This window comes from Azotobacter salinestris, from assembly GCF_009363155.1.
Classification (GTDB): Bacteria; Pseudomonadota; Gammaproteobacteria; order Pseudomonadales; family Pseudomonadaceae; genus Azotobacter; species Azotobacter salinestris.
This window is the reverse complement of record NZ_CP045302.1, coordinates 856,819-875,932: the sequence shown is the minus strand read 5'-3', so window position 1 is coordinate 875,932 and position 19,114 is coordinate 856,819. Positions and strand designations below refer to the sequence as shown.

The following is a 19,114-nucleotide window of genomic DNA, read 5'->3' as shown; positions in this document are numbered from 1 at the left end:
CCAACCCGAGCCCGCCGCGTGCGGGCTTTTTCATTTCTGGAGATCCCATGCTGCTATCCGAGATCCGCGCCGCGGCCATCGCCCCGGCGCTCGCGCTGCTGCCTGCGCGCATGAACAGCCCCCAGGCCGAGGCCATGCTGCTGGCGATCGGGCTGCAGGAGTCCGGCCTTGCCCATCGCCGGCAGGTCGGCGGGCCGGCCCGTGGCCTCTGGCAGTTCGAGCAGGGCGGCGGCGTGCGCGGCGTGTTGTTGCACCCGCTGAGTCGGCAGCATGCGTTGGCGGTCTGCGAGGCGCGCGGCGTTGCGCCGTCGTCTGCTGTCGTTTATGCCGCGCTCGAGCACGACGACATCCTCGCCGCCGCCTTCGCCCGCCTGCTGCTGTGGACCGATCCGGCGCCGCTGCCGGCGGTGGGCGAGGTGGGGAAATCGTGGGACCTGTACCTGCGCACCTGGAGGCCCGGCAAGCCCCACCGTAACCGCTGGGATGCCTGCTACGCGCAGGCCATGGATGCGCTGGCCGGCGGGGTGCCGGCATGACCCTGCTCGCTGCTGCCACGGCGCTGCTGCCGACCGTCGCCGGCTTGCTCGACCGCGTCATCCCAGACCCGCAGGCCAAGGTCCAGGCGCAGCTGGAACTGCTCAGGCTGCAGCAGGACGGGGCGTTCCGGGAGCTGGATGCGGCGCTCCAGAACGGGCTTGCCCAGGCGAAGATCAACGAGATCGAGGCGCAGAGCCAGTCCGCATTCAAGTCGGGCTGGCGGCCTCTGGCCGGCTATGTCTGCGTCGGCGGACTGGCCTATGAGTTTCTGCTGCGCCCGCTGCTGCCCTGGGTGCTGACGGTGGCCGGCGTGCAAAACGTGCCGCCGCTGCCGTCGCTCGACGACGTGCTCTTCGAGCTGCTGTTCGGAATGCTCGGCCTCGGGACGCTGCGAACGCTGGAGCGGCGGCAGCGGGTGAGCGCGATCGCGCCGAAGTGAACGATATCGGGTCAAGATGCCGAGCCCCTGCCATCCCGGCAGGGGCTCTTTTTTTGTGCCTGCGATTCAGCGGTGGGAGCTGGAGAGGCGTTCGCCGATGGCCTGCAGCATGGGCGGCAGGAAATCGCGGTGGATGCCGAAGGGGTTGCGGATCCAGTTCAGCAGCGACTCGGGGTGAAGACGTCGGCCCCTCGATGGCTGGTATTCACGCGTGCGCCTCTCGATTCAGTACGTCGACAACCCACTGGTTGATGCTTTTGTTCGAGAGCATGGCTTTGGCGGAGATGGAGGCGTGCAACTCGGGGGCCATGCGCAGGCTTAATTTGCCGGAGTATGGCTTTTGCGGGGCACGACCCAGCTTGGCGCAGGTTTCAAGGTAGTCGTCTACCGCTTCCTCGAATGCGCCGCGAAGCTCGGGGATGGACTCGCCGTGAAAGCCGACGACATCGTTGATCCCGACGATATGTCCGACAAGCAGTTTATCTTCGTCGCTGTATTCGATGCGGGCCGAATAGCCCTTGTAGTTCATCACGTTCATGGCGTTATCCCTGCTTTCTCGAGGAAGGCTCTTGCGTCGCGCACCTGGTATGGCTTGGCCTCCGTGTCCGGGTGCGGTCGATGAAAGGTGGCGATCACGCCATTCAGCTCGAAACGGACTCTCGATCCGTTTCCTTCGACGACCTTGGCACCAGCCGCCACGAATAGGGACTCGATCCGCGCCCACTCCAGGGAGGCCGGAGCCGGCTTCGAGAAGATGGCTTCGAGTGTGCTGCGTTGCTCGCTGTTCATGGTATCAGTTTGTGATACCGCCCAAGACCCAGCAATGCCTGCCGGTGGGAGAGCCGGCGGCAGCGCTGACCTGCGAACGGGGGCGGGCAGCGCCCGCCCTACAGGACTGCGACTCAGCGGTGGGAGCTGGAGAGGCGTTCGCCGATGGCCTGCAGCATGGTCGGCAGGAAATCGCGGTGGGCGCCGAAGGGGTTGCGGATCCAGTTCAGCAGTGATTCGGGGGTGAAGACGTCGGCCCCGCTGGGGATGGCCCGGAGCTGCGGCTCGCCCCTGTCGTCGAAGGTCAGCACCCAGCGTTTGTCGCGGATGAGCAGGGCGGCCATGTTGTCGGAGATGCGCTGGTCGGTCTCGCGGTCCCATTCCGGCAGGCTGCCGCCGGCATCGAGCACGGCCTGACGGCAGCGGTCCAGGTAGTCGAAGGTGAAGTCGCGCACCTCCTGGCTCAGGCTGGCCACGGGCGGGCGCTCCGGTTCGGGTGCCGCGATGGTGGTGGGCAGCAGATTCAGCGCCTCGGCCAGCCAGGCGCGAAAGGGCACCACCCGCTCGGGGTTGGTGTGCAGCAGGGCGAGTTCCAGCCCGGCCCGGCTGATGACGTTGAGCGTCTGCCGACCGACCGGGAGAGCGGCCTTGTGCTCGGGCCGCAGGTGGCGGGTGGCGGCATAGGAGTCGCGCAGGCCGACGGCGCTGGCCACGTCGGCAGCGACGAACCAGACCTCGGTGCCGACGGGCACGATGCGGAAGTGGCGGTCGTTGTAGGTCAGGCGCAGTGGCGCGGCGGTGCCGCCGGCCGGCAGGGCCGCGCGCGGCCGGACGGCCTCGCCCTGCTGCCAGTAGGCGGCGAGGGCAGCGAAGCATTCGCGCTGGTACTGCACCAGACGCTCGCGGATCTCGGGTTTGACGCGGGAGGCATCCACGCCGAACAGCCAGCCGTTGAGGTAGTCGAGGGGGAGGCAGACGAGTTCGCGGTGCTGGTCGTCGCCGGGTACCTGCGTATTCATCATGACTACGCAGGTCGAAAGTACAGGGTGGCGCTGAATACGGTTGTACTGTGATTGCCAGCTCAGGCCGATGGCTTCGCAGATAGGGCGCATGGCGACAAGATGTTCGCCTGCTGGACCCGTGATGACGGTAAGTGCTTGCCCGTGGAAGTCAATGCTGGCGGGCTGGGTGATGATATTCGGCATGGGATTGTCCTAGCAGTTCTGATGAACCGCTCCCCATCCGCCAAGATGGGTGAGCGGAACCGTGCGGGTTGGCGGACCGGGCTAGGACCGGCGGAGCCCGAAGGCTCCCCACACACGGCCCGCCCATAACGGGTGCAGCCATGTCGCGGGCACAAAAAAACCGCTTGTAAGCAGCGGTTTCGTGACCGCCTCGGAGTTCCGGGCCGCCAAGCCCAGGTCGCTGGATTTACAGCGACGGAGGAAAGGTAGCGGGGGAGGTGGTGGGAGTCAATGGAGGGAAGGTCGGGTATCGCTGGGCCGGCGGGCAGTTACGGATGAGGTTGTGTCAACTTAACCGGCCCGCCTACCGTTCGGCAGGGTGGCTATTAGGATGGCTATCATAGTCCTTGTCGGTCAGCGAGGGTGGACAACGCTTTGCTTGTCCACCAGCCCCACTAGGTCCACCAGCGATAGGACGATTTGCTCCAACCTCTTGGTGGCAGAGCTTAGCCCGGCAGGACGAACTGCGCTTCGAGCTTATGTAACAGCTCGAAGGTATTCATGAAGGGCACATTGAACTGCTTGCACACGTTCGGATGCTGAACTTGCGCTTAATGTCAGGGTTGTAGACTTCGTGCGTCACCACAGATGCACCAGTGGTCATGGCCTTGGCAATCAGCCATGGATCGGCGCCCTCCAAAAAGTCATCCAGTGCCCCAGTTTTCATCATTGATGCCTGTTCGGCCAGCGCAGTGACGATCATCCCGAAAGCTTCCTGGGTATTCTCGTCAGTCACGTCATGAAAGAGGGTAGGGTAATTCTTTGCCCATTCGGCCAGCTCATCATTGCCTTTCTTTAGCTCGTCGCCCACCAAGGAAATGCTGGCCAGTTCATGCGCTTGGTGCTGGAGTTTTAGCCATTCCCAGAAGCCGGGGCAGATGCTCATGCCGTAATAACGGTTTTTGGCTTCGATGAGGGTATTGGCGTCGAGTAAATGCTTCATTCCGTGAGTTTGCTGGCGTAGGTCCTGAGTTTGGCGGGTTGCACTCCGAGCAATTTTCCGGCATCGCGCAGCAGTAAGCGCCCGCTACGGGCCTCGGCAATTACGGCGTTGCTGAAGCGAGTGCTGTTTTTGGCTGTGGCGGTGCGGTAGTAATCACCGCCGCCACCTTCCTTGTTCTGGAAGGCCTTGAGTATGCGGCGGTAGTAGGCGCCATACTGGTCGTTGCCGATATAGCCGAGGTCGCGGGCGCGCCGACCAATCACCAAGGGGCTGACATGGTAGTGGCTGGCCAGTGGGGCGAGGTTGTCTTCCCATGGAATGTCGCTGTTCCACAGGGCGCGGAAGCTGTCTTCCGGCACGAGGAATTCGCCAGCCACGGCGTTGCAGAAAGTCTCTTCCCGCCGGCCGCCGGTGGTGTTGCCATCGGAGATGCCGCTGCTGCCGATCCAGATATGGGCCAGCTCGTGCATGAGGGTGAAGAGGCGGGCACTGGGGGCGTCGGCACTGTTGATGAAGACGACTGGAGCCAGTGCGTTGCTGATTGCGAAGCCTCGGAATTCGCCGACGTTCAGCTTGCGATGGGTGTTGCCCACAGCGATACCACTGCGCATGACGAGGATACCGGCTGCTTCGGCCGCCTCGATCAGCGTGCGCATGTAGTTCTCGTAGTCGAGGCGCCTGGCGTCGGCATTTACACCAAGGGTCTGGCGGATGTCGGCCACCACTTCTTTCGCGGGGGCACGGGTGCTGTAGCGACCGACGAAGGGCAGACGCTCACGCTCGTGATCCTGCAGGTATTCGATATACCAGTCCTGCTTGCGCAGTACGTCCTTGACGGTGTCCAGCAGGTCGAGACTGGGCTCGCTGGAGGCCATTCCTTCTACGGTTCGCAGGTCCGGCAGCGGCAATTTCTCAACGGGTGGTTCGCGAAGGAAGAGGAATCCGAACGGAATGTGCGCGAGGGTGGCCCACTTCTGGGCTTGCTTGAATGTAGGGCGACTCTCGCCGGCCTCCCATTCAGAAACCTTTTCGGCTTTCACGGGAAGCTTGCTGGCGACGTCCATTTCGCTCAGCCCCGCTCTGAGGCGAGACCAAGTCAGGATCTGGGGGTTTATCAGTGCCTGGCTCATGGTGTGTAAGGATAGGTGAGTGGCTATTAGGACGTCCAGATGGCTATATGTCCTATGGCCTGCTTCACTGCTTTTGCTTGGGCCTTGACTTCGCCGTCCTGCACGGTGAGTTCGAACATGGCGATCCGGTCGTCGCTCATGAACTGCGCGGAAACGGCACGGCAGACCAGGTCGGGGAATTTCTTCTTGCCAGGCGTCTGCGCGAGTTGCTGGATGACGACAGCTACGCAGCCTTCCAGAAGGCGCTGGCCGAGCGCCCCGATGTCGGCGATGTCATCGAGGGCACTGGAGGCATTCGGAAGGTGCGTGTCGCCTCGAAGGGGCATGGAAAACGGGGTGGCCCCGGGTTATCTACTATCACTTCATCTCGGAATCGCAGATCGCCCTGCTGCTGATCTATCCGAAGAACGAGAAGGATGACCTGACTGCCGACGAGCGCAAAGCGCTCAAACGCATCATCGAGACGTGGAGGTAACCATCATGAGTAAGTTTTTCGACGACCTCATGGAAAGCGTCGTGCAAATGGACGAAATCGTTCGCGGCGAACGCCAACCGTCCCGCGAGTTCACAGTGGACGCCTTGCAGGTGAAGCAGATCCGCAAGGCCACCGGTCTTTCGCAGACCAAGTTTGCCGCGATGATCGATGTGCAGGTGGGCACTCTGCGCAATTGGGAACAAGGCCGCCGCGAACCGACCGGCCCGGCCAAGGCTCTGCTGCGCGCCATCCACAATGACCCGGAGCACGTCATTCGAGCACTGGCGGGCTAAGGGGCATAACCATGTCCCTGACCGAGAAGGAACTGCTCGAGCGTGACGCCAAGCGCAAGATCGGCGAGGAATTGCTGGCCGCCATCGTCGACGTCAAAGCCGGGCGCCAGGGGCCGTGCATCGTGTGGCCCTGACCGAAGCCGCCAGGGCACGCAGCAAGTAGGGTAGACAACGGCGCAGCCTTGTCTACCGATGCAAACGGTGGGTAGTCGCTGTGCGAGTTACCTACCTTACGGCTACGTATTAATCCGGCAATACAATAGGGCACTTTCTGTATTTTGGTTTCTCCTTGAAAATCAAGGATATATGCCGATACTGGTATGAGCCTTATTTGTGCTTTCGTATTGCCGGATTAATAGCTCTGCTCGACACCGCCGATCTGCGCCCCGAATTCGAATCGGCCTTCGCCAATCGCTGCACCAGCAACAGAGCCTTGCGAACCATCCGCTGACTTCCTATGATATTTGGCTAAATCTAGCCAAATATAGGGCGCATGATGGAAATCATCCCGCTGGCCGATGCCAAAAACAACCTATCCCGCCTTGTGGATGCCGCCAGCGATGGACAAGAAATCATCATTGCCAAGCACGGTCGCCCTATGGCCCGCCTTGTGGCCGCTGGCAAGCCTGCCCGGCTGCGCTACGGCACCCTGAAAGGTCAGATTCGCGTAGCCGATGATTTCGATGCCGAACTGCCCAGCGAAGCCTTGGCCGGTTTTGAAGGCAAGGGTTCGGCGTGAGGCTGTTAATCGACACCCATATCCTGATCTGGATACTGATCGACGACCCCAGACTGACCCCCAAAGCCCGTAAGCTACTGGACAAAGCCAGCGAGATTTACATCAGCACCGCCTCCTTCTGGGAGATGGCCATCAAGCAGAATCTCGGCAAACTGGATCTTCAGCTCGAACAGGTCATTGAAGAATGCCAAAACCTGGGCATCCAGGAATTACCCGTGACCGCAGAACACACCCTTGCCTTACTGGGCCTTGAACCCCTGCACAAAGACCCCTTTGATCGGCTGTTGGTAGCCGTGGCCAAGGCCGAACCCATGAAGCTACTCACGGCGGACAGCAAGGTAGCGGCTTATACGGAATTGGCGGTGTTGATTTAACGAAAGAAGGGCGCTCTACGTAATTAACATGCCGCTGCTTGACTCAGGCATGCACCTCCCTGTCCAGCGCATCGACAACCCATTGGTTCAGGCTTTTCGCTGCGCGGTCGCCGGTGTATCAAGAGAGCGAGCGCGTAGGGTAGACAACGGTGCAGCCTCGTCTGCCGATGCAAACGGTGGGCAATCGCTGCGCGAGTTGCCACCCTACCGGATTGCGCCTCAGATCGCGGCCAGTCTTTCGGCCATGTCGGGGTACTGCTCGACCAGCTTGATAAGAACGGCGGCCTGGGCGTTCGGCTTGGCCTTGTCCTGTTCCCATGTGCACAGGGTAACGATCTCGCTCGCCGTTACTTTCGCGCTGACTTAGAAAAGCTTGGTGGTAAAAAAGTGGTAAGCAGTTTGTGCAAACGCTCTGTAGCCCTTGAATATAGAGGCTTTCAATAAAAATACGTCCAATCCATCATCGGCGCCACGCAGAAGCGGCGGGACGGCTCGGGGCGCGTGGTTGCTGGGTTTGAGCTTGATTTTTCGGGCATTTTAAGAGGTCTGGTTTCCTGCCGTTTTGGCCTGTTTTGCTTATTTCTGAGGTGTCGTTGCTACAACGTCGCAAACCAGAAACCTCATGTAGCAAATCGAATGGGCACGATTAAGCGCGGCGCCGCAAGAACGGTACCAACGGATATACGGCGCAGATTCGGATCATGCGTGCTGGCGAGCGAGTCTACCAAGAAAGCCAGACCTTCGACCGAAAGCAGGCGGCGCAGGCCTGGATCAAGCGACGGGAGACCGAGCTGGCCGTGCCGGGGGCGCTGGAGCGGGCCGGGCGCAAGGGCGCCACGGTCAGGAAAATGATCGAGCGCTACCTGGACGAGCACGAGAAGACCCGACCGCTGGGCAAGACCAAGCGGGCCACGCTGCGAGCGATCTCGGAAACCTGGCTGGGCGAGACGATGGATTAGGACCTGACCAGTCAGCGGCTGGTCGAGTATGCCCAGTGGTGCATGGAGCCGGCCGGCGGGGGCATCAAGCCGCAGACCTTGAGCAACGACCTGGCCCATCTTGGCGCGGCCCTTTCGGTGGCCAGGCCGGCCTGGGGCTACGAGGTGGACCCGCATGCCCTGGGCGATGCGCGCAAGCCTGCTGTGCAGGCTCGGCATGGTGAGCCGCAGCAGCGAGCGCGACCGGCGCCCGACCGGAGACGAACTGGACCGGCTGCTCGAGCACTTCTTCGAGATGCAGCAGCGCCGGCCGAGTTCGATCAACATGCCGAAGGTGCTGGCCTTCGCGCTGTTCTCCACGCGCCGGCAGGAGGAGATCACGCGGATCCGCTGGGATGGCTTGGACGAGCGCCGGCAGGCCGTGCTGGTCCGCGACATGAAGAACCCGGGGCAGAAGATCGGCAACGACGTCCGGTGCCATCTGCCGGACGAGGCCTGGGCGATCCTGCAGAGCATGCCACGCAGCTGTCCGGAGATATTTCCGTACAACGGGGACTCGATCTCCGCATCCTGGACGCGGGCCTGCAAGTTCCTGCAGGTCGAGGACCTGCACTTCCACGACCTCCGCCACGAGGGCGTCAGTCGGCTGTTCGAGATGGACTGGGACATTCCGCGGGTCGCCAGCGTATCCGGGCATCGCAACTGGAATTCGCTGCGGCGCTACACGCACCTGCATGGGCGCGGTGATCCGTATCGGGACTGGAAGTGGCTGGAGAGGATTATGGCGGCGCCGGTAGCGTTGGGGGCGAGAGCGGAAGCGTGATTGTCCGGGCTTGGGGAAAGTCCGGCCCTGGCGCTGTCGGGCCTTGCCGTTCACCGCATACAGGCGGAAATTCAGATCAGACCGGTCAGCCTCGAATTTGGTGTTTCCCGTAACTGTTGGGCACCAAGCTGTTCGAGAAAGAGTTCGACGCCGCGCACGAAGTCAATTTCATTCTGCTGGAACTGGCAAAGCTCGCTGTCGGACATGCCGAGCTCCAGCAGGCTGCGCATCACGATGCAACGTTTGAGCTGGGCATCCAGCCGCTCGACAATCTTCTCCGGATGTTTGTAGCGTCCCCATTGCCGTGCATGGAGATCGTCCAGCACCCTCCTGGCGTCCTGGATGATGTTGTCCAGGCGTGTCTTGAACTGGGTGATGGTCATGATGGTCGACAGCGGAGCCGGGCTGTCGGCAATTTCTGGGCGCCCCCATCCGCTATTGCGCGTTCCAGAGGCTGTCGGCGACTGTCGGGGGCTGTGCCTGGTCGTAGTCGTGGACATGCTTTGCATACCTCTGGCGCACTTTGTGAACGGCTTCACTATAGCAAGGCCAGCGTAGCGAAGAGCATGCAGTCGCCGATCTGCATTCGTATCGATCCGCTCCAGAAATGGGACCTGACAGTCCCGTGAGTCAACTGGCTTTTCGAACGGCTCTCCCCTGCAACTTGTCGTTCTCCAGCACAGCCTTCTGGTGCTGCGCATCCAAGTAGCGCGCGAGATCGGCCAGATGCACGCCCCGCGCCGCCTTCTGGCTCCCCTCCATCCTCACGATCGGCAGGTCGATCTCGCCGGCCATGGCTTTCCGTAGAAACTTCTCGGGGGTCAGGTGGCGGAAGTAGTCCTCGCAGACCCGTTCGAGCGGAATGATCGCCTGGCCGTTGTACTGGGCCATCAGAAGAAACATCGTGTTCATGCGGCCTCCTTCAGCGCCTTGACGATCTCCGTTCCCGCGACCGGTGGGACGGCGTTGCCGGCCATGTGTACGGTCAGCCGGTGGCTCTGCGGGCGCCTGGTGCCGACTGGGAAGAACATGGCGCGCAGCGTCTCGTCAAGTCAAGACCTACTGGCCGGCCGGCATGACGAAGGAGGGGCGCTCCATCTGATCGGTCCGCACCCGGAGCCGGGCGAGCCGCTGCTGGTGTGCGAGGGTTACGCCACTGGCGCAAGCCTGCACATGGCGACCGGCTGTGCGGTGGCGATCACCTTCGACGCCGGCAACCTGCTGCCGGTGGGCAAGACGCTGCAGCGCAGCGAGACCGGCGCGCTATGTGGCGTTGATCCTGGGCAACGACGAGCGCTGGACTGGGATGATCGGCTACAACGCCTTCAGCTTGAAGCTTGTCAAGCTGCGTGCGCCGAACTGCGGCGGCGAGAGGGGGGAGTGGAGCGGTCTGGACGATGCGCGGGTGGTGATGTGGCTGGCCGAGCAGTACAACCTGCGCGTGAAGGCGGCCAGCGTGGTCGAGGCGGTCAGCGTGGTCGCCAACGACCATGCCTTCCACCCGGTGCGGGAGTATCTGCAGGGGCTGGAGTGGGACCGGGTGGCGCGCCTGGAGAGCTGGCTGCATCTGATCTTCGGGGTGCCGCTGTCGCCCTACAGCATGAAGGTGGGCAAGCGCTGGCTGATCTCGGCGGTGGCGCGGGTGATGAGGCCGGGCTGCAAGGCGGATGCGGTGCTGATCCTCGAAGGCGCGCAGGGCGCCGGCAAGTCCACGGCGCTGTCGGTCCTGGGCGGCGAGTGGTTCATGGATACGCCGTTCAACCTGGGCGACAAGGACGGCTTCCAGGTGATCCGCGGCAAGTGGATCGTCGAGCTGGGCGAGCTGGACAGCTTCAACAAGGCCGAGTCGACCCGGGCCAAGCAGTTCTTCTCGGCGTCCGTCGATACCTACCGGGAGAGCTACGGCCGCCGGGTGCTGGACGTGCCACGCCAGTGTGTTTTCGCCGGCACGACCAACCAGGAGGAATACCTGAAGGACACCACCGGCAACCGCCGCTACTGGCCGGTGACCTGCCAGAAGGTGGAGCTGGAGGCCTTGCGCGAGCTGCGCGACCAGTTGTGGGCCGAGGCGGTGTTCCGCTTCCAGGCCGGCGAGGGCTGGTGGGTGGCACGGGAGGAGGCCGAGCAGTTCGCCGAGCAGCAGGATGCCCGCTACACGGTAGATGCCTGGGAGTACCCGATCCGCCAATGGCTCGAAGACCCGGCCTCGGGCGAGACCGTCACGTCCGATCGCATCCTGCAGGATGCCCTGAAGCTGGACTATGGCCACTGGGGGCGGCCGGAGCAGATCCGCGTCGGCCACATCATGCAGCGCCTCGGCTGGCGACGGGAGCGGCTGGCGGCCTCGCGCAAGAGCGGCATCCGTCCCTGGGGCTACCGGCGGCCGGAAAGCTGGAAGGTGGCGGCCGCTGCCGAGGCGGCCGAAGCGGCGGCCAAGGCCAGGGAGACGGCGTTTTGATCAAGGAGATCGACGAGCTGCTGCACGCCTGGGCCAAGCAGCAGGCCATCCGCGAGTCCTTCCCCGGCCCCGGCAACGTTCGCTGCACCATCGGCACCCTGATCGACAACCGGGGCGTGATCGTTCCGACCACCAAGCGTTCGCGCGGGTCGAACAGCCCGGCCATCGACATCGAGACCGGAACCAGCATCCAGAATGGCATGTCCGCCAGCGTGTGCTGCTCGGTCGACATCAGTGCTCCTTGCCGGTCAGACGGAAAGGGAAAACCCCGCAGAAGCAGGGACAAAGGCCCAATGGTCGGCCACATGGGCACCTGCCCTGGCCAGCCGGCCAGTGGACTTGACGCCCGAGCGAATGGGCCAGACCCTGTGCCGTTTTTGCACGCGGGTCTCTCTATGCTCTGGATCCCCTTCACCCTGGCCGCCGCCTTCACCCAGGCACTGCGCAACGCCCAGCAGAAACAGCTCAGCCGCGAAGTGAATGCGCTGGGCGTGACCCTGGCGCGCTTCATCTGGGCCTTGCCGCTGGCCGTGCTCTACCTGGTGCTGCTGTACGCCAGCGCCCCCGCCGAACTGCCGCAGTTCAGCGGCCGTTTCGTCTTCGACGTAGCGGCCGCCGCCTTCGCGCAGATCTTCGCCACCGCCTTCATGGTGCTGCTGTTCCAGCGCCGCAGCTATGCCACGGGCGTTGGCCTGGCCAAGAGCGAAGCCCTGCTGGCGGCGGTACTGGGCTCGATCTTCTTCGGCGCCCTGCTCGGCCCGGTCGGCTGGCTGGGCGTCATGGTCGGCTCGGTGGCTGTCTGGCTGATGAAAGGGCGCAGCGAACCCGGCACGCTGGACCTCGCGACCCTACTGCTGGGCCTGGCGAGCGGCTTGTGCTTCGCCCTGACCACCCTGTGGGTACGCGATGCCTGCCACCAGTTGCAGCTGCCCTTCATGCACACCGCCGCCTGGGCGTTGGTGTGGACCATCAGCATCCAGGTCGCGGCGCTGACCGGCTGGCTGGCCCTGCGCGACCCGCAGACGCTGGGGAAGCTGTGGAAACGTCCCTCGCTGGTCTTCCGCATCAGCCTGTCCAGCTCCATCGCCTCCCTGTGCTGGTTCACCGCGGTCAACCTGGAAGACGTCGGACTGGTGAAGACCCTGGGCCAGATCGAGGTGTTCTTCACCCTCCTGCTGTCGCATCACTGGCTCAAGGAGCAGGTCTCCCACCGGGAAAAACTCGGGCTGCTGCTCATCGTCGTCAGCGCCGTGCTGGTCATCCTGCCGGCGCTGTCGACCTGAACCCGGGCCGGCCGCAGCGATAGGTAGGGGCCGCCCGCGTCACCCAGACCATGCGCCTCGAGCGGTACCACTGACGCCCTCTCGATTCATGTCGAAAAAACGGAACCCCCATGGCCACCGTCAACCCCTGGAAGAAATTCATCGGCCTGCTGCCCGGCGGCGTGCGCGCCGTCGGCACCGTTACTGCGGTGAACACCGCCAGCGGCACCAGCACCGTCGAGCTGCGCAACGGCGTGCCGATCGCCGCCCGCGGCACCGGCGTGGCGGTGGACAGCAAGGCCTTCGTCGTCGACGGCCAGATCACCGGCCCGGCGCCGGAGCTGCCGCAGTACGACATCGAAGTCTGAGCGCCGCCTCATCCCATCCCGAGCCCGCCCCGCGCGGGCTTCTTTTTGCCTGGAGGAAACCCATGGCCCGACTCTCTGCCGCCGTCGCTGGCGGTGCCAACGTGCTCGCCTTCCTGGACCTGCTCGCCCAGTTCATCGCCGCGGGCGGGGTGCTGGCATGAGCCTGCTGTCTACGGCCACGGCACTGCTGCCGACCGTCGCCGGCCTGCTCGACAAGCTGATCCACGACCCCGAGCAGAAGGCCAAGGCCCAGCTCGAACTGCTCAGGCTCCAGCAGGAGGGCGCTTTCAGAGAGCTGGACGCTCAACTGCAGCTCAGCCTGGCCCAGGCGAAGATCAACGAGGTGGAGGCGGCGAGCCAATCGGGCTTTCAGGCTGGCTGGAGGCCACTGGCGGGCTACGTCTGCGTGGCGGGCCTGGCCTACGAGTTCCTGGTCAGGCCGCTGCTGCCGTGGCTGCTGACCGTGGCCGGCGCCGCCGATGTGCCGCCGCTGCCCTCGCTCGACGAGGTGCTGTTCGAGCTGGTGTGCGGGATGCTCGGCCTCGGCACGCTGCGCACGGCCGATCGCTGGAAGCGGGTGAGCACGATCGCATCGAAGTGAAGATGTTGAGCCGAAGCATCAGGAATAGAACGCAAGTTCTAGTTTTGCCGACTTTTCCTTGTAGATCAGTCGCTTGTCCGCCACCTGTGGAGGGTGCGGCGGAGGGCCTGTCTTGCCGCCTCTCGAAAGCACCCCCTCCTTAAGCATAAGAAGGCGATTATTTTATTGATCCATGTCAATGGAGTTGTTAGCTTTTGTTTCAAGGAAGACGGAACAAACGGCGATAACGGCGCCACAGCCCGTCTCGATTGAATCGACCGGTAACGACCGCTCGTCTCGCTCTGGGGGAACCGCCATGAAAAAATTCGGAATTCTGGCTCTGGCCATCGGCATGCTCACCGTCGGCACCGTCAATGCCGCCGAAATCGTCCGGGAAGTGACGGACGAGACCTCCGGCCAGGCCACGGGCGGTATGAACGGCATGATGGCCGGCGCTATCGGCGGTCCGATCGGTGCGGTGCTCGGTGCAGGCTTTGGCGCACTGTTCGGCGCTTCCGGTCAGAAGGCCGTGGGTGCCAGCGAGCGCATCTACCTGGTGCGCACCGACAGCGGCGAACTCAAGGAATACCGCTCGCCGAACTACGTCTTCTCCGCAGGCGACAAGGTCGTGATCCACGGCAACCGCCCTCGTCCGTACGGCTGGACCCCCGAGACTGCCGAAGACTTCGCCTACAACAGCCACTGATCCCCGCAGCGGCCGACGCGTCGAAACACCGAGCCCCCACCACACCGGCGGGGGCTCTTTTTTTGTGCCCGCGATTCAGCGGTTTGATGGTTCCCACGCTCCTGCGTGGGAACCGCTCTCGGGGATGTTCGGGGACGCTATGTATTCGCCTTGGCGCTTCCCCAGGTTGCCGGCTTGGCGGCAGCGGGGGACGGTGGCGCTGGCAGGAGCAGGTTTCCGTCAGTTGTACCCTACGTCACGCCGGGCGGAGGAAATGGTGACGGTAAATCCAGCCAGCACGTCGATGAAAGACATGAGGGTCATGAGGAAGAACGTCGAAGTCCCCGCCGCGCTATAGCCTATGAATTCCACCAGGAAGGCCACGAACAGCAGCATGGACAGGGCATGGTCTATGACCGAAGCATTGCCGGAGCGGGTGGACTTGACTACTTCGCCGCCCAGAGCGACCAGGGCCAGCGTCAACAACAAGTCCGAAGTGGTGAAAAGCCATTGTGCGCCGGACAGCAAAGTCCCTTGAAACAGCACGCCATCGAGGTTGCCGGTGCCGGTCATCATGACCGCGTTGTAAGCCAGGAAAACGAACAACAGCAGGGGAATGCTTCTGATCAATTGCATGGGAATGTTTTCGCCGAGTGTAAGAAAGCGGCCACTATCCACCACCGGTCGCCGGTGTTTCAAGAGAGCAAGGTCTGCTCACGTCATTTACCAACCCGCACGGCGTGGCATATCAGGTCGGGGAATTTCTTCTTGCAGTAGGCGATATCCTGGCTGGGCTGGCCCCGGTTTGGATGCGTTTTGACAGAGCCTGTGCCGCGTCAACGGTACAGTGCTGTGGCATCGTGTAGCCGATGGCAGAAACGCCCAGGACTTGGTATGTCCCGGATGCGCTGGGGCGGCGTGCTGCCGAAGGGCGGGGGCGCGCGGGAGGCTGGCAGGTAGAGGCGCCACTGGTACAGTGATACTGTACGGTATGCGCCAATGGCGTACATTGCGCGCATGATATTCATCGAAACCCCCCATATTTACCAGGCGCCTGCGCGAGCTGCTGGATGACGACAGCTACGCAGCCTTCCAGAAGGCGCTGGCCGAGCGCCCCGATGTCGGCGATATCATCGAGGGCACTGGAGGCATTCGAAAGGTGCGTGTCGCCTCGAAGGGGCATGGAAAACGGGATGGCTCCCAGGCTATCTACTATCACTTCGTCTCGGAATCGCAGATCGCCCTGCTGCTGATCTATCCGAAGAACGAGAAGGATGACCTGACTGCCGACGAGCGCAAAGCGCTCAAATGCATCATCGAGACGTGGAGGTAACCATCATGAGTAAGTTTTCCGACGACCTCATGGAAAGCGTCGTGCAAATGGACGAAATCGTTCGCGGCGAACGCCAGCCGTCCCGCGAGTTCACCGTGGATGCCTTGCAGGTGAAGCAGATCCGCAAGGCCACCGGTCTTTCGCAGGCCAAGTTTGCCGCGATGATCGATGTGCAGTTGGGCACTCTGCGCAACTGGGAGCAAGGCCGTCGCGAACCGACCGGCCCGGCCAAGGCTCTGCTGCGCGCCATCCACAATGACCCGGAGCACGTCATTCGAGCGCTGGCGGACTAAGGGTCATAGCCATGTCCCTGACCGAGAAAGAGCTGCTCGAACGTGACGCCAAGCAAGCGCAATATCGGCGAGGAACTGCTGGCCGCCATCGTTAACGTCAAGCCGGGCGCCATGGTGCCGTGCATCGTGTGGCCATGACCGAAGCCGCCGAGGCACGCAGTAAAACCGGGCTGTCTCAGCCGAAGTTCGCCGAGCTGCTGGGCGTGTCGGTACGCACCCTGCAGGAGTGGGAGCAGGGGCGTCGTACTCCATCCGGCGCCGAGCGCTCGCTACTGCATATAGCCGCCAAGCGCCCCGACGTATTCCGGGATGTGCTGTCGGGTTGAGTGGCTCGGCACTGCGCGGCAAGGTAACCGTCATGAGCAGGTTTTTCGATGACTTCCTGGAAAGCGTCGTGCAAATGGACGAAATCGTTCGCGGCGAACGCCAGCCGTTCCGCGAGCTCTTGCGGCGGACGGGAGACGAGCTATGAGCAGCATGAGCTACAAGGGCTACATCGCCCGCATCGAGTTTGACGAGCGAGACGATATCTTCGTCGGTCGTGTGCTGGGCGTGAGTGACATCATCAGTTTCCAGGGCGCTTCGGTTGCGGAGCTGCGTACCGAGTTTCATCTGGCCGTGGACGATTACCTGGCTGACTGCGCCGAGCAGGGCATCAGCCCGGACAAGCCGGCGTCCGGCAAGATCATGCTGCGCATCCGCCCGGAGGTGCATGCCGCCGCGACCATCGCGGCACAAGCGGCCGGCCCTTAACCAGTGGGCTGACGAGGTATTCGAACGCGCGACCCACTCGTAGCCATGGCTGTGGCGGTTCTTGGGCATTGATGTCGTGGCCATGTGCAAGCAACTGAAAGAGGCGATCGGCGATGGATAAAGAGTTCGAGCAATTCCAGGCGGACCTGCTCCAGTCCGTCTGCCAGATGAAGGCCGGCAAGGCGGCGCACACTACTCAGGTGAGGCTCACTCCGGCTGCCGAGGCGCGCGCGAAGGTCGGTCTGTCGCAGAATGCCTTCGCCGAATTGCTCGGCATCAGCCTGCATATCGTGCAGGACTGGGAGCAGGGCCGCCGGCAGCCTACCGGCGCTGCACGGACCCTTCTGCGCGTGGTCGCCCAGCACCCCCGAGGCGTTGCGCGACCCTGACGCCTGGCCCCTGGCGAAAGCTTCTGCCAGCCGGCAGCAAGGGTGGACAACGCTCCGCCTGTCCACCTTGCAGCACCTTCCGCCACCTCAAGGCCCGTTTCAACGAGCTTTTTCCACCTCGGTGCTCCGGCAACTCCCAGTCCAGGTGCCTGCCCACCAGCCGCCTCGCCGCTTGATCCGGGGAGTCGGTCGCTGGCGATGCCGTGCATGAGAGGAGGGCGTCGGCGCGCCTGCCGAATCGCTATTCTCGACATGGGGAATAGAGGGCGCATAAATTCCAGCTGTTTCTCAAGAGTTGGACGCAAGTCCCATATGGCCGGCTTTTCTTTGTAAATCAGTTAGTTGGCTATCTTTTGCAAAGCGCGCGGCTGGAGGCGCTGTCTTGCCGGCCCTCAGGAGACCCCCTCCTTAAGCATAAGAAGGCTATTATTTTATTGATCCATGTCAGTCGAAGCGGTAATTTCTGCTCCAAGGGAGACGAAACAACGGCGATAACAGCGCCACACCTCGTCTCGATTGAATCGACTGGTAACGACCGCTCGTCTCGCTCTGGGGGAACCGCCATGAAAAAGTTCGGCATTCTGGCTCTGACCATCGGCATGCTCACTGTCGGCACTGTTAACGCTGCCGAAATCGTCCGGGAAGTAACGAGCGAGACCTCCGGGCAGGCCACCGGCGGCATGAGCGGCATGATGGCCGGCTCCGTCGGCGGTCCGATCGGTGCGGTGCTCGGCGCAGGCCTCGGCGTGCTGTTCGGCGGCTCCGGTCAGAAGGCCCTGGGCGCCAGCGAGCGTATCTACCTGGTGCGCACCGACAGCGGCGAACTGAAGGAATACCGCTCGCCGAACTACGTCTTCGCCGAAGGCGACAAGGTCGTGATCTACGGCAACCGCCCGCGTCCCTACGGCTGGACCCCCGAAACTGCCGAAGCCTTCGCCTACAACGGCCGCTGACGAGCAGGGTGGACAACGCCGGTTGTCCACCATCACCGATCCCCGCGACGCCCCGCACGTCCCTGTTGCACATCTTCTCCCCGCGGCAACCACGCCCTCGCTGTGCCGCCTGCCTTCTCCCCAGACGCCATCCACCTCGCTCCCGACAGCCAGTCGCCGTTGTGCGAGTAGGGGATAAGATGAGGCGGTTCTTGTAGCACCTGTTGCACCGATTCCATCTGCCCTGCAGGGCCAGTGCTACATTTTTGCTACGCGAAAATTTTCCCTTGTTTTAACTACTTGTTTTAAAAGCCATTTTTTGATCGATGCTGCCGATCCATCATCGGCGCAACGCAGAAGCGGCGGGATGGCTCGGAGCGCGTGGTTGCTGGGTTTGAGTGTGATTTTTCAGGCATTTTGGGGAATTTCCTGTCGTTTCGGCCCATTCTTGCCTGGCTTTTCAATATCCGATGCTACTGTAGGCTCGAAAAACCGCTGTAGCGCCGAAGCCGGAATGAGGGACGATTACGGCGCGGCCACGTAACGCAAGTGGTGGCGGCACTGGGTATACCGCACAGATCAGGATCAGGCGCGAAGTCGTCTATCGAGAAAGCCCGACCGTCGACCGGAAGCATTAGCCCGGAACGGGATCAAGCGACGGGAGGCCGAGCTGGCTGTGCCGGGTACCGAGCGGAACTCCGTCCGCAAAAGACTCAATGAATTTTTCGATCACAGCCCTTGAAGCATATCTGCAGATCCCTATTTAGGAAGTACGGGATGCCGAAGTCGGATCCCGGATTCGTCAAACTCGCTGATCTTCAGGAGATTGAATATGGCTACTTTCGCCATGGCCCCCCTGTTTCGCCAATCCGTCGGGTTCGATCGCTTCAATGATCTGTTTGAGGCGGCACTGCACAATGAAAGCGGCAATACTTATCCGCCCTACAACATCGAGAAGCATGGCGAAAACAACTACCGCATCGTAGTTGCAATCGCAGGCTTCGAAGAAGCCGACTTGGATGTGCAAGTCGAGCAGGGTGTACTGACCGTGTCCGGTGCCAAACACGTATCGGAGAAAGGCGAAGAAGCGCCAACGGTAATCTATCTGCATCAAGGTATTGCCCAGCGCAGCTTCAAACTGTCGTTCAACCTGGCCGACCATATCGAAGTGAAGAGCGCCAACCTGGCCAATGGCTTGCTGAGCATCGAGCTGGAACGGGTCATCCCGGAAGAAGCCAAGCCCAGGCGCATTGCGATCAGCCAGGGCGACAAGCCGGCCTTGTTGAACTGATCTAGAGTCACGGCAGCGTGAATGGAAGGGGTGCGAAAGCATCCCTTCTGCATTTTCGGACTGGCTT

General features: G+C 62.5%; 24 protein-coding genes and 7 pseudogenes. 20 read left to right on the top strand and 11 right to left on the bottom strand.

What is annotated here, in order from left to right; translation table 11 throughout:
* Positions 1 to 47 precede the first annotated feature (47 nt).
* Positions 48 to 536 carry a hypothetical protein gene (locus tag GCU53_RS25930; RefSeq protein ID WP_152386490.1) on the top strand — a complete coding sequence of 163 codons (489 nt, stop codon included), beginning with the start codon at positions 48 to 50 and terminating at the stop codon, positions 534 to 536.
* Entirely contained in the window at positions 533 to 976 is a 444-nt protein-coding gene (locus GCU53_RS04140) for a holin family protein (RefSeq protein WP_152386489.1), read from the top strand. Before GCU53_RS25930 ends, GCU53_RS04140 begins: the two co-directional genes overlap by 4 nt.
* 205 nt (positions 977 to 1,181) lie before the next feature.
* On the opposite strand, the gene GCU53_RS04135 is transcribed toward GCU53_RS04140, so the two are convergent.
* From GCU53_RS04135 to GCU53_RS25670, 6 genes and pseudogenes are all read right to left on the bottom strand, one after another.
* Positions 1,182 to 1,514, bottom strand: a complete 333-nt coding sequence (locus tag GCU53_RS04135) for a type II toxin-antitoxin system HicB family antitoxin (RefSeq protein ID WP_152386488.1) — start codon at positions 1,512 to 1,514, stop codon at positions 1,182 to 1,184.
* The gene (locus tag GCU53_RS04130; protein ID WP_152386487.1) at positions 1,511 to 1,765 is read right to left on the bottom strand and encodes a type II toxin-antitoxin system HicA family toxin; all 255 of its coding nucleotides are present in this window, start codon (positions 1,763 to 1,765) and stop codon (positions 1,511 to 1,513) included. Before GCU53_RS04130 ends, GCU53_RS04135 begins: the two co-directional genes overlap by 4 nt.
* Before the next feature lie 113 nt (positions 1,766 to 1,878).
* The gene (locus tag GCU53_RS25405; RefSeq protein ID WP_167520027.1) at positions 1,879 to 2,949 is read right to left on the bottom strand and encodes a phage antirepressor N-terminal domain-containing protein; all 1,071 of its coding nucleotides are present in this window, start codon (positions 2,947 to 2,949) and stop codon (positions 1,879 to 1,881) included.
* A 485-nt stretch (positions 2,950 to 3,434) separates the two neighbouring features.
* Positions 3,435 to 3,931, bottom strand: a pseudogene (locus tag GCU53_RS04120) (DUF4411 family protein).
* Positions 3,928 to 5,061, bottom strand: a complete 1,134-nt coding sequence (locus GCU53_RS04115; protein ID WP_152386486.1) for an XRE family transcriptional regulator — start codon at positions 5,059 to 5,061, stop codon at positions 3,928 to 3,930. The pseudogene GCU53_RS04120 and the gene GCU53_RS04115 overlap by 4 nt, the downstream one beginning before the upstream one ends.
* A gap of 26 nt (positions 5,062 to 5,087) precedes the next feature.
* Entirely contained in the window at positions 5,088 to 5,387 is a 300-nt protein-coding gene (locus GCU53_RS25670; protein WP_208845440.1) for a hypothetical protein, read from the bottom strand.
* Between GCU53_RS25670 and GCU53_RS25925 the strand changes: the two are divergent.
* The 5 genes and pseudogenes from GCU53_RS25925 to GCU53_RS04090 all read left to right on the top strand — a co-directional run bounded on the left by GCU53_RS25925 (position 5,268) and on the right by GCU53_RS04090 (position 6,942).
* Positions 5,268 to 5,536, top strand: a pseudogene (locus GCU53_RS25925) (type II toxin-antitoxin system RelE/ParE family toxin). The gene GCU53_RS25670 and the pseudogene GCU53_RS25925 overlap by 120 nt on opposite strands.
* A 5-nt stretch (positions 5,537 to 5,541) precedes the next feature.
* A complete protein-coding gene (locus tag GCU53_RS04105) occupies positions 5,542 to 5,829 on the top strand; it encodes a helix-turn-helix domain-containing protein (RefSeq protein WP_152386485.1) in 288 nt (95 codons plus the stop codon).
* Positions 5,830 to 5,840: 11 nt separating this feature from the next.
* The gene (locus GCU53_RS26470; protein ID WP_280115866.1) at positions 5,841 to 5,963 is read left to right on the top strand and encodes a hypothetical protein; all 123 of its coding nucleotides are present in this window, start codon (positions 5,841 to 5,843) and stop codon (positions 5,961 to 5,963) included.
* Positions 5,964 to 6,322: 359 nt separating this feature from the next.
* On the top strand, positions 6,323 to 6,568 hold the full coding sequence (locus GCU53_RS04095) for a type II toxin-antitoxin system Phd/YefM family antitoxin (RefSeq protein WP_152386484.1): 246 nt from the start codon (positions 6,323 to 6,325) through the stop codon (positions 6,566 to 6,568).
* A complete protein-coding gene (locus GCU53_RS04090) occupies positions 6,565 to 6,942 on the top strand; it encodes a type II toxin-antitoxin system VapC family toxin (protein WP_152386483.1) in 378 nt (125 codons plus the stop codon). The genes GCU53_RS04095 and GCU53_RS04090 overlap by 4 nt, the downstream gene beginning before the upstream one ends.
* A gap of 219 nt (positions 6,943 to 7,161) precedes the next feature.
* Here the strand turns inward: GCU53_RS04090 and GCU53_RS25920 are convergent.
* Positions 7,162 to 7,272: pseudogene (locus GCU53_RS25920) on the bottom strand (transcriptional regulator); the annotation flags it as partial.
* 306 nt (positions 7,273 to 7,578) lie between these two features.
* On the opposite strand from GCU53_RS25920, the pseudogene GCU53_RS04080 reads away from it, so the two are divergent.
* Positions 7,579 to 8,703: pseudogene (locus tag GCU53_RS04080) on the top strand (tyrosine-type recombinase/integrase).
* 71 nt (positions 8,704 to 8,774) lie between these two features.
* Here GCU53_RS04080 and GCU53_RS04075 read toward each other — a convergent pair.
* The 3 genes from GCU53_RS04075 to GCU53_RS25915 form a co-directional block, all read right to left on the bottom strand.
* Positions 8,775 to 9,086, bottom strand: a complete 312-nt coding sequence (locus GCU53_RS04075; protein WP_152386482.1) for a hypothetical protein — start codon at positions 9,084 to 9,086, stop codon at positions 8,775 to 8,777.
* A gap of 247 nt (positions 9,087 to 9,333) precedes the next feature.
* Positions 9,334 to 9,615 carry a pyocin activator PrtN family protein gene (locus tag GCU53_RS04070; protein WP_152386481.1) on the bottom strand — a complete coding sequence of 94 codons (282 nt, stop codon included), beginning with the start codon at positions 9,613 to 9,615 and terminating at the stop codon, positions 9,334 to 9,336.
* The gene (locus GCU53_RS25915; protein WP_341873600.1) at positions 9,612 to 9,734 is read right to left on the bottom strand and encodes a hypothetical protein; all 123 of its coding nucleotides are present in this window, start codon (positions 9,732 to 9,734) and stop codon (positions 9,612 to 9,614) included. The genes GCU53_RS04070 and GCU53_RS25915 overlap by 4 nt, the downstream gene beginning before the upstream one ends.
* A gap of 23 nt (positions 9,735 to 9,757) precedes the next feature.
* Here GCU53_RS25915 and GCU53_RS04060 point away from each other — a divergent pair.
* From GCU53_RS04060 to GCU53_RS04040, 5 genes and pseudogenes are all read left to right on the top strand, one after another.
* Positions 9,758 to 11,161: pseudogene (locus GCU53_RS04060) on the top strand (virulence-associated E family protein); the annotation flags it as partial.
* Entirely contained in the window at positions 11,158 to 12,444 is a 1,287-nt protein-coding gene (locus GCU53_RS04055) for a DMT family transporter (RefSeq protein ID WP_244307047.1), read from the top strand. The pseudogene GCU53_RS04060 and the gene GCU53_RS04055, both read left to right, overlap by 4 nt.
* Positions 12,445 to 12,554: 110 nt before the next feature.
* A complete protein-coding gene (locus GCU53_RS04050; RefSeq protein ID WP_152386480.1) occupies positions 12,555 to 12,791 on the top strand; it encodes a hypothetical protein in 237 nt (78 codons plus the stop codon).
* A 157-nt stretch (positions 12,792 to 12,948) separates the two neighbouring features.
* Entirely contained in the window at positions 12,949 to 13,392 is a 444-nt protein-coding gene (locus GCU53_RS04045; RefSeq protein ID WP_152386479.1) for a holin family protein, read from the top strand.
* 295 nt (positions 13,393 to 13,687) lie between these two features.
* The gene (locus tag GCU53_RS04040; RefSeq protein WP_152386478.1) at positions 13,688 to 14,077 is read left to right on the top strand and encodes a hypothetical protein; all 390 of its coding nucleotides are present in this window, start codon (positions 13,688 to 13,690) and stop codon (positions 14,075 to 14,077) included.
* A gap of 219 nt (positions 14,078 to 14,296) precedes the next feature.
* Here GCU53_RS04040 and GCU53_RS04035 read toward each other — a convergent pair whose 3' ends face one another.
* A complete protein-coding gene (locus tag GCU53_RS04035) occupies positions 14,297 to 14,692 on the bottom strand; it encodes a hypothetical protein (RefSeq protein ID WP_152386477.1) in 396 nt (131 codons plus the stop codon).
* 381 nt (positions 14,693 to 15,073) lie between these two features.
* Here GCU53_RS04035 and GCU53_RS04030 point away from each other — a divergent pair.
* From GCU53_RS04030 to GCU53_RS03995, 7 genes and pseudogenes are all read left to right on the top strand, one after another.
* Positions 15,074 to 15,389: pseudogene (locus GCU53_RS04030) on the top strand (type II toxin-antitoxin system RelE/ParE family toxin).
* A 5-nt stretch (positions 15,390 to 15,394) separates the two neighbouring features.
* Positions 15,395 to 15,682 (top strand): helix-turn-helix domain-containing protein, encoded by a 288-nt coding sequence (locus tag GCU53_RS04025; RefSeq protein WP_152386475.1) that lies wholly within the window; start codon positions 15,395 to 15,397, stop codon positions 15,680 to 15,682.
* 11 nt (positions 15,683 to 15,693) lie between these two features.
* A pseudogene (locus GCU53_RS04020) lies at positions 15,694 to 16,008 on the top strand (helix-turn-helix domain-containing protein).
* A gap of 142 nt (positions 16,009 to 16,150) precedes the next feature.
* The gene (locus tag GCU53_RS04010) at positions 16,151 to 16,435 is read left to right on the top strand and encodes a type II toxin-antitoxin system HicB family antitoxin (RefSeq protein ID WP_425278162.1); all 285 of its coding nucleotides are present in this window, start codon (positions 16,151 to 16,153) and stop codon (positions 16,433 to 16,435) included.
* 113 nt (positions 16,436 to 16,548) lie between these two features.
* Positions 16,549 to 16,824, top strand: coding sequence for a helix-turn-helix domain-containing protein (locus GCU53_RS04005; RefSeq protein WP_152386474.1), 276 nt, complete (start codon positions 16,549 to 16,551; stop codon positions 16,822 to 16,824).
* A 563-nt stretch (positions 16,825 to 17,387) separates the two neighbouring features.
* Positions 17,388 to 17,777 (top strand): hypothetical protein, encoded by a 390-nt coding sequence (locus GCU53_RS04000; protein WP_208845439.1) that lies wholly within the window; start codon positions 17,388 to 17,390, stop codon positions 17,775 to 17,777.
* Positions 17,778 to 18,588: 811 nt separating this feature from the next.
* Positions 18,589 to 19,047: an Hsp20 family protein gene (locus GCU53_RS03995; RefSeq protein WP_152386473.1), complete on the top strand. Its 459-nt coding sequence runs from the start codon at positions 18,589 to 18,591 to the stop codon at positions 19,045 to 19,047.
* Positions 19,048 to 19,114 lie beyond the last annotated feature (67 nt).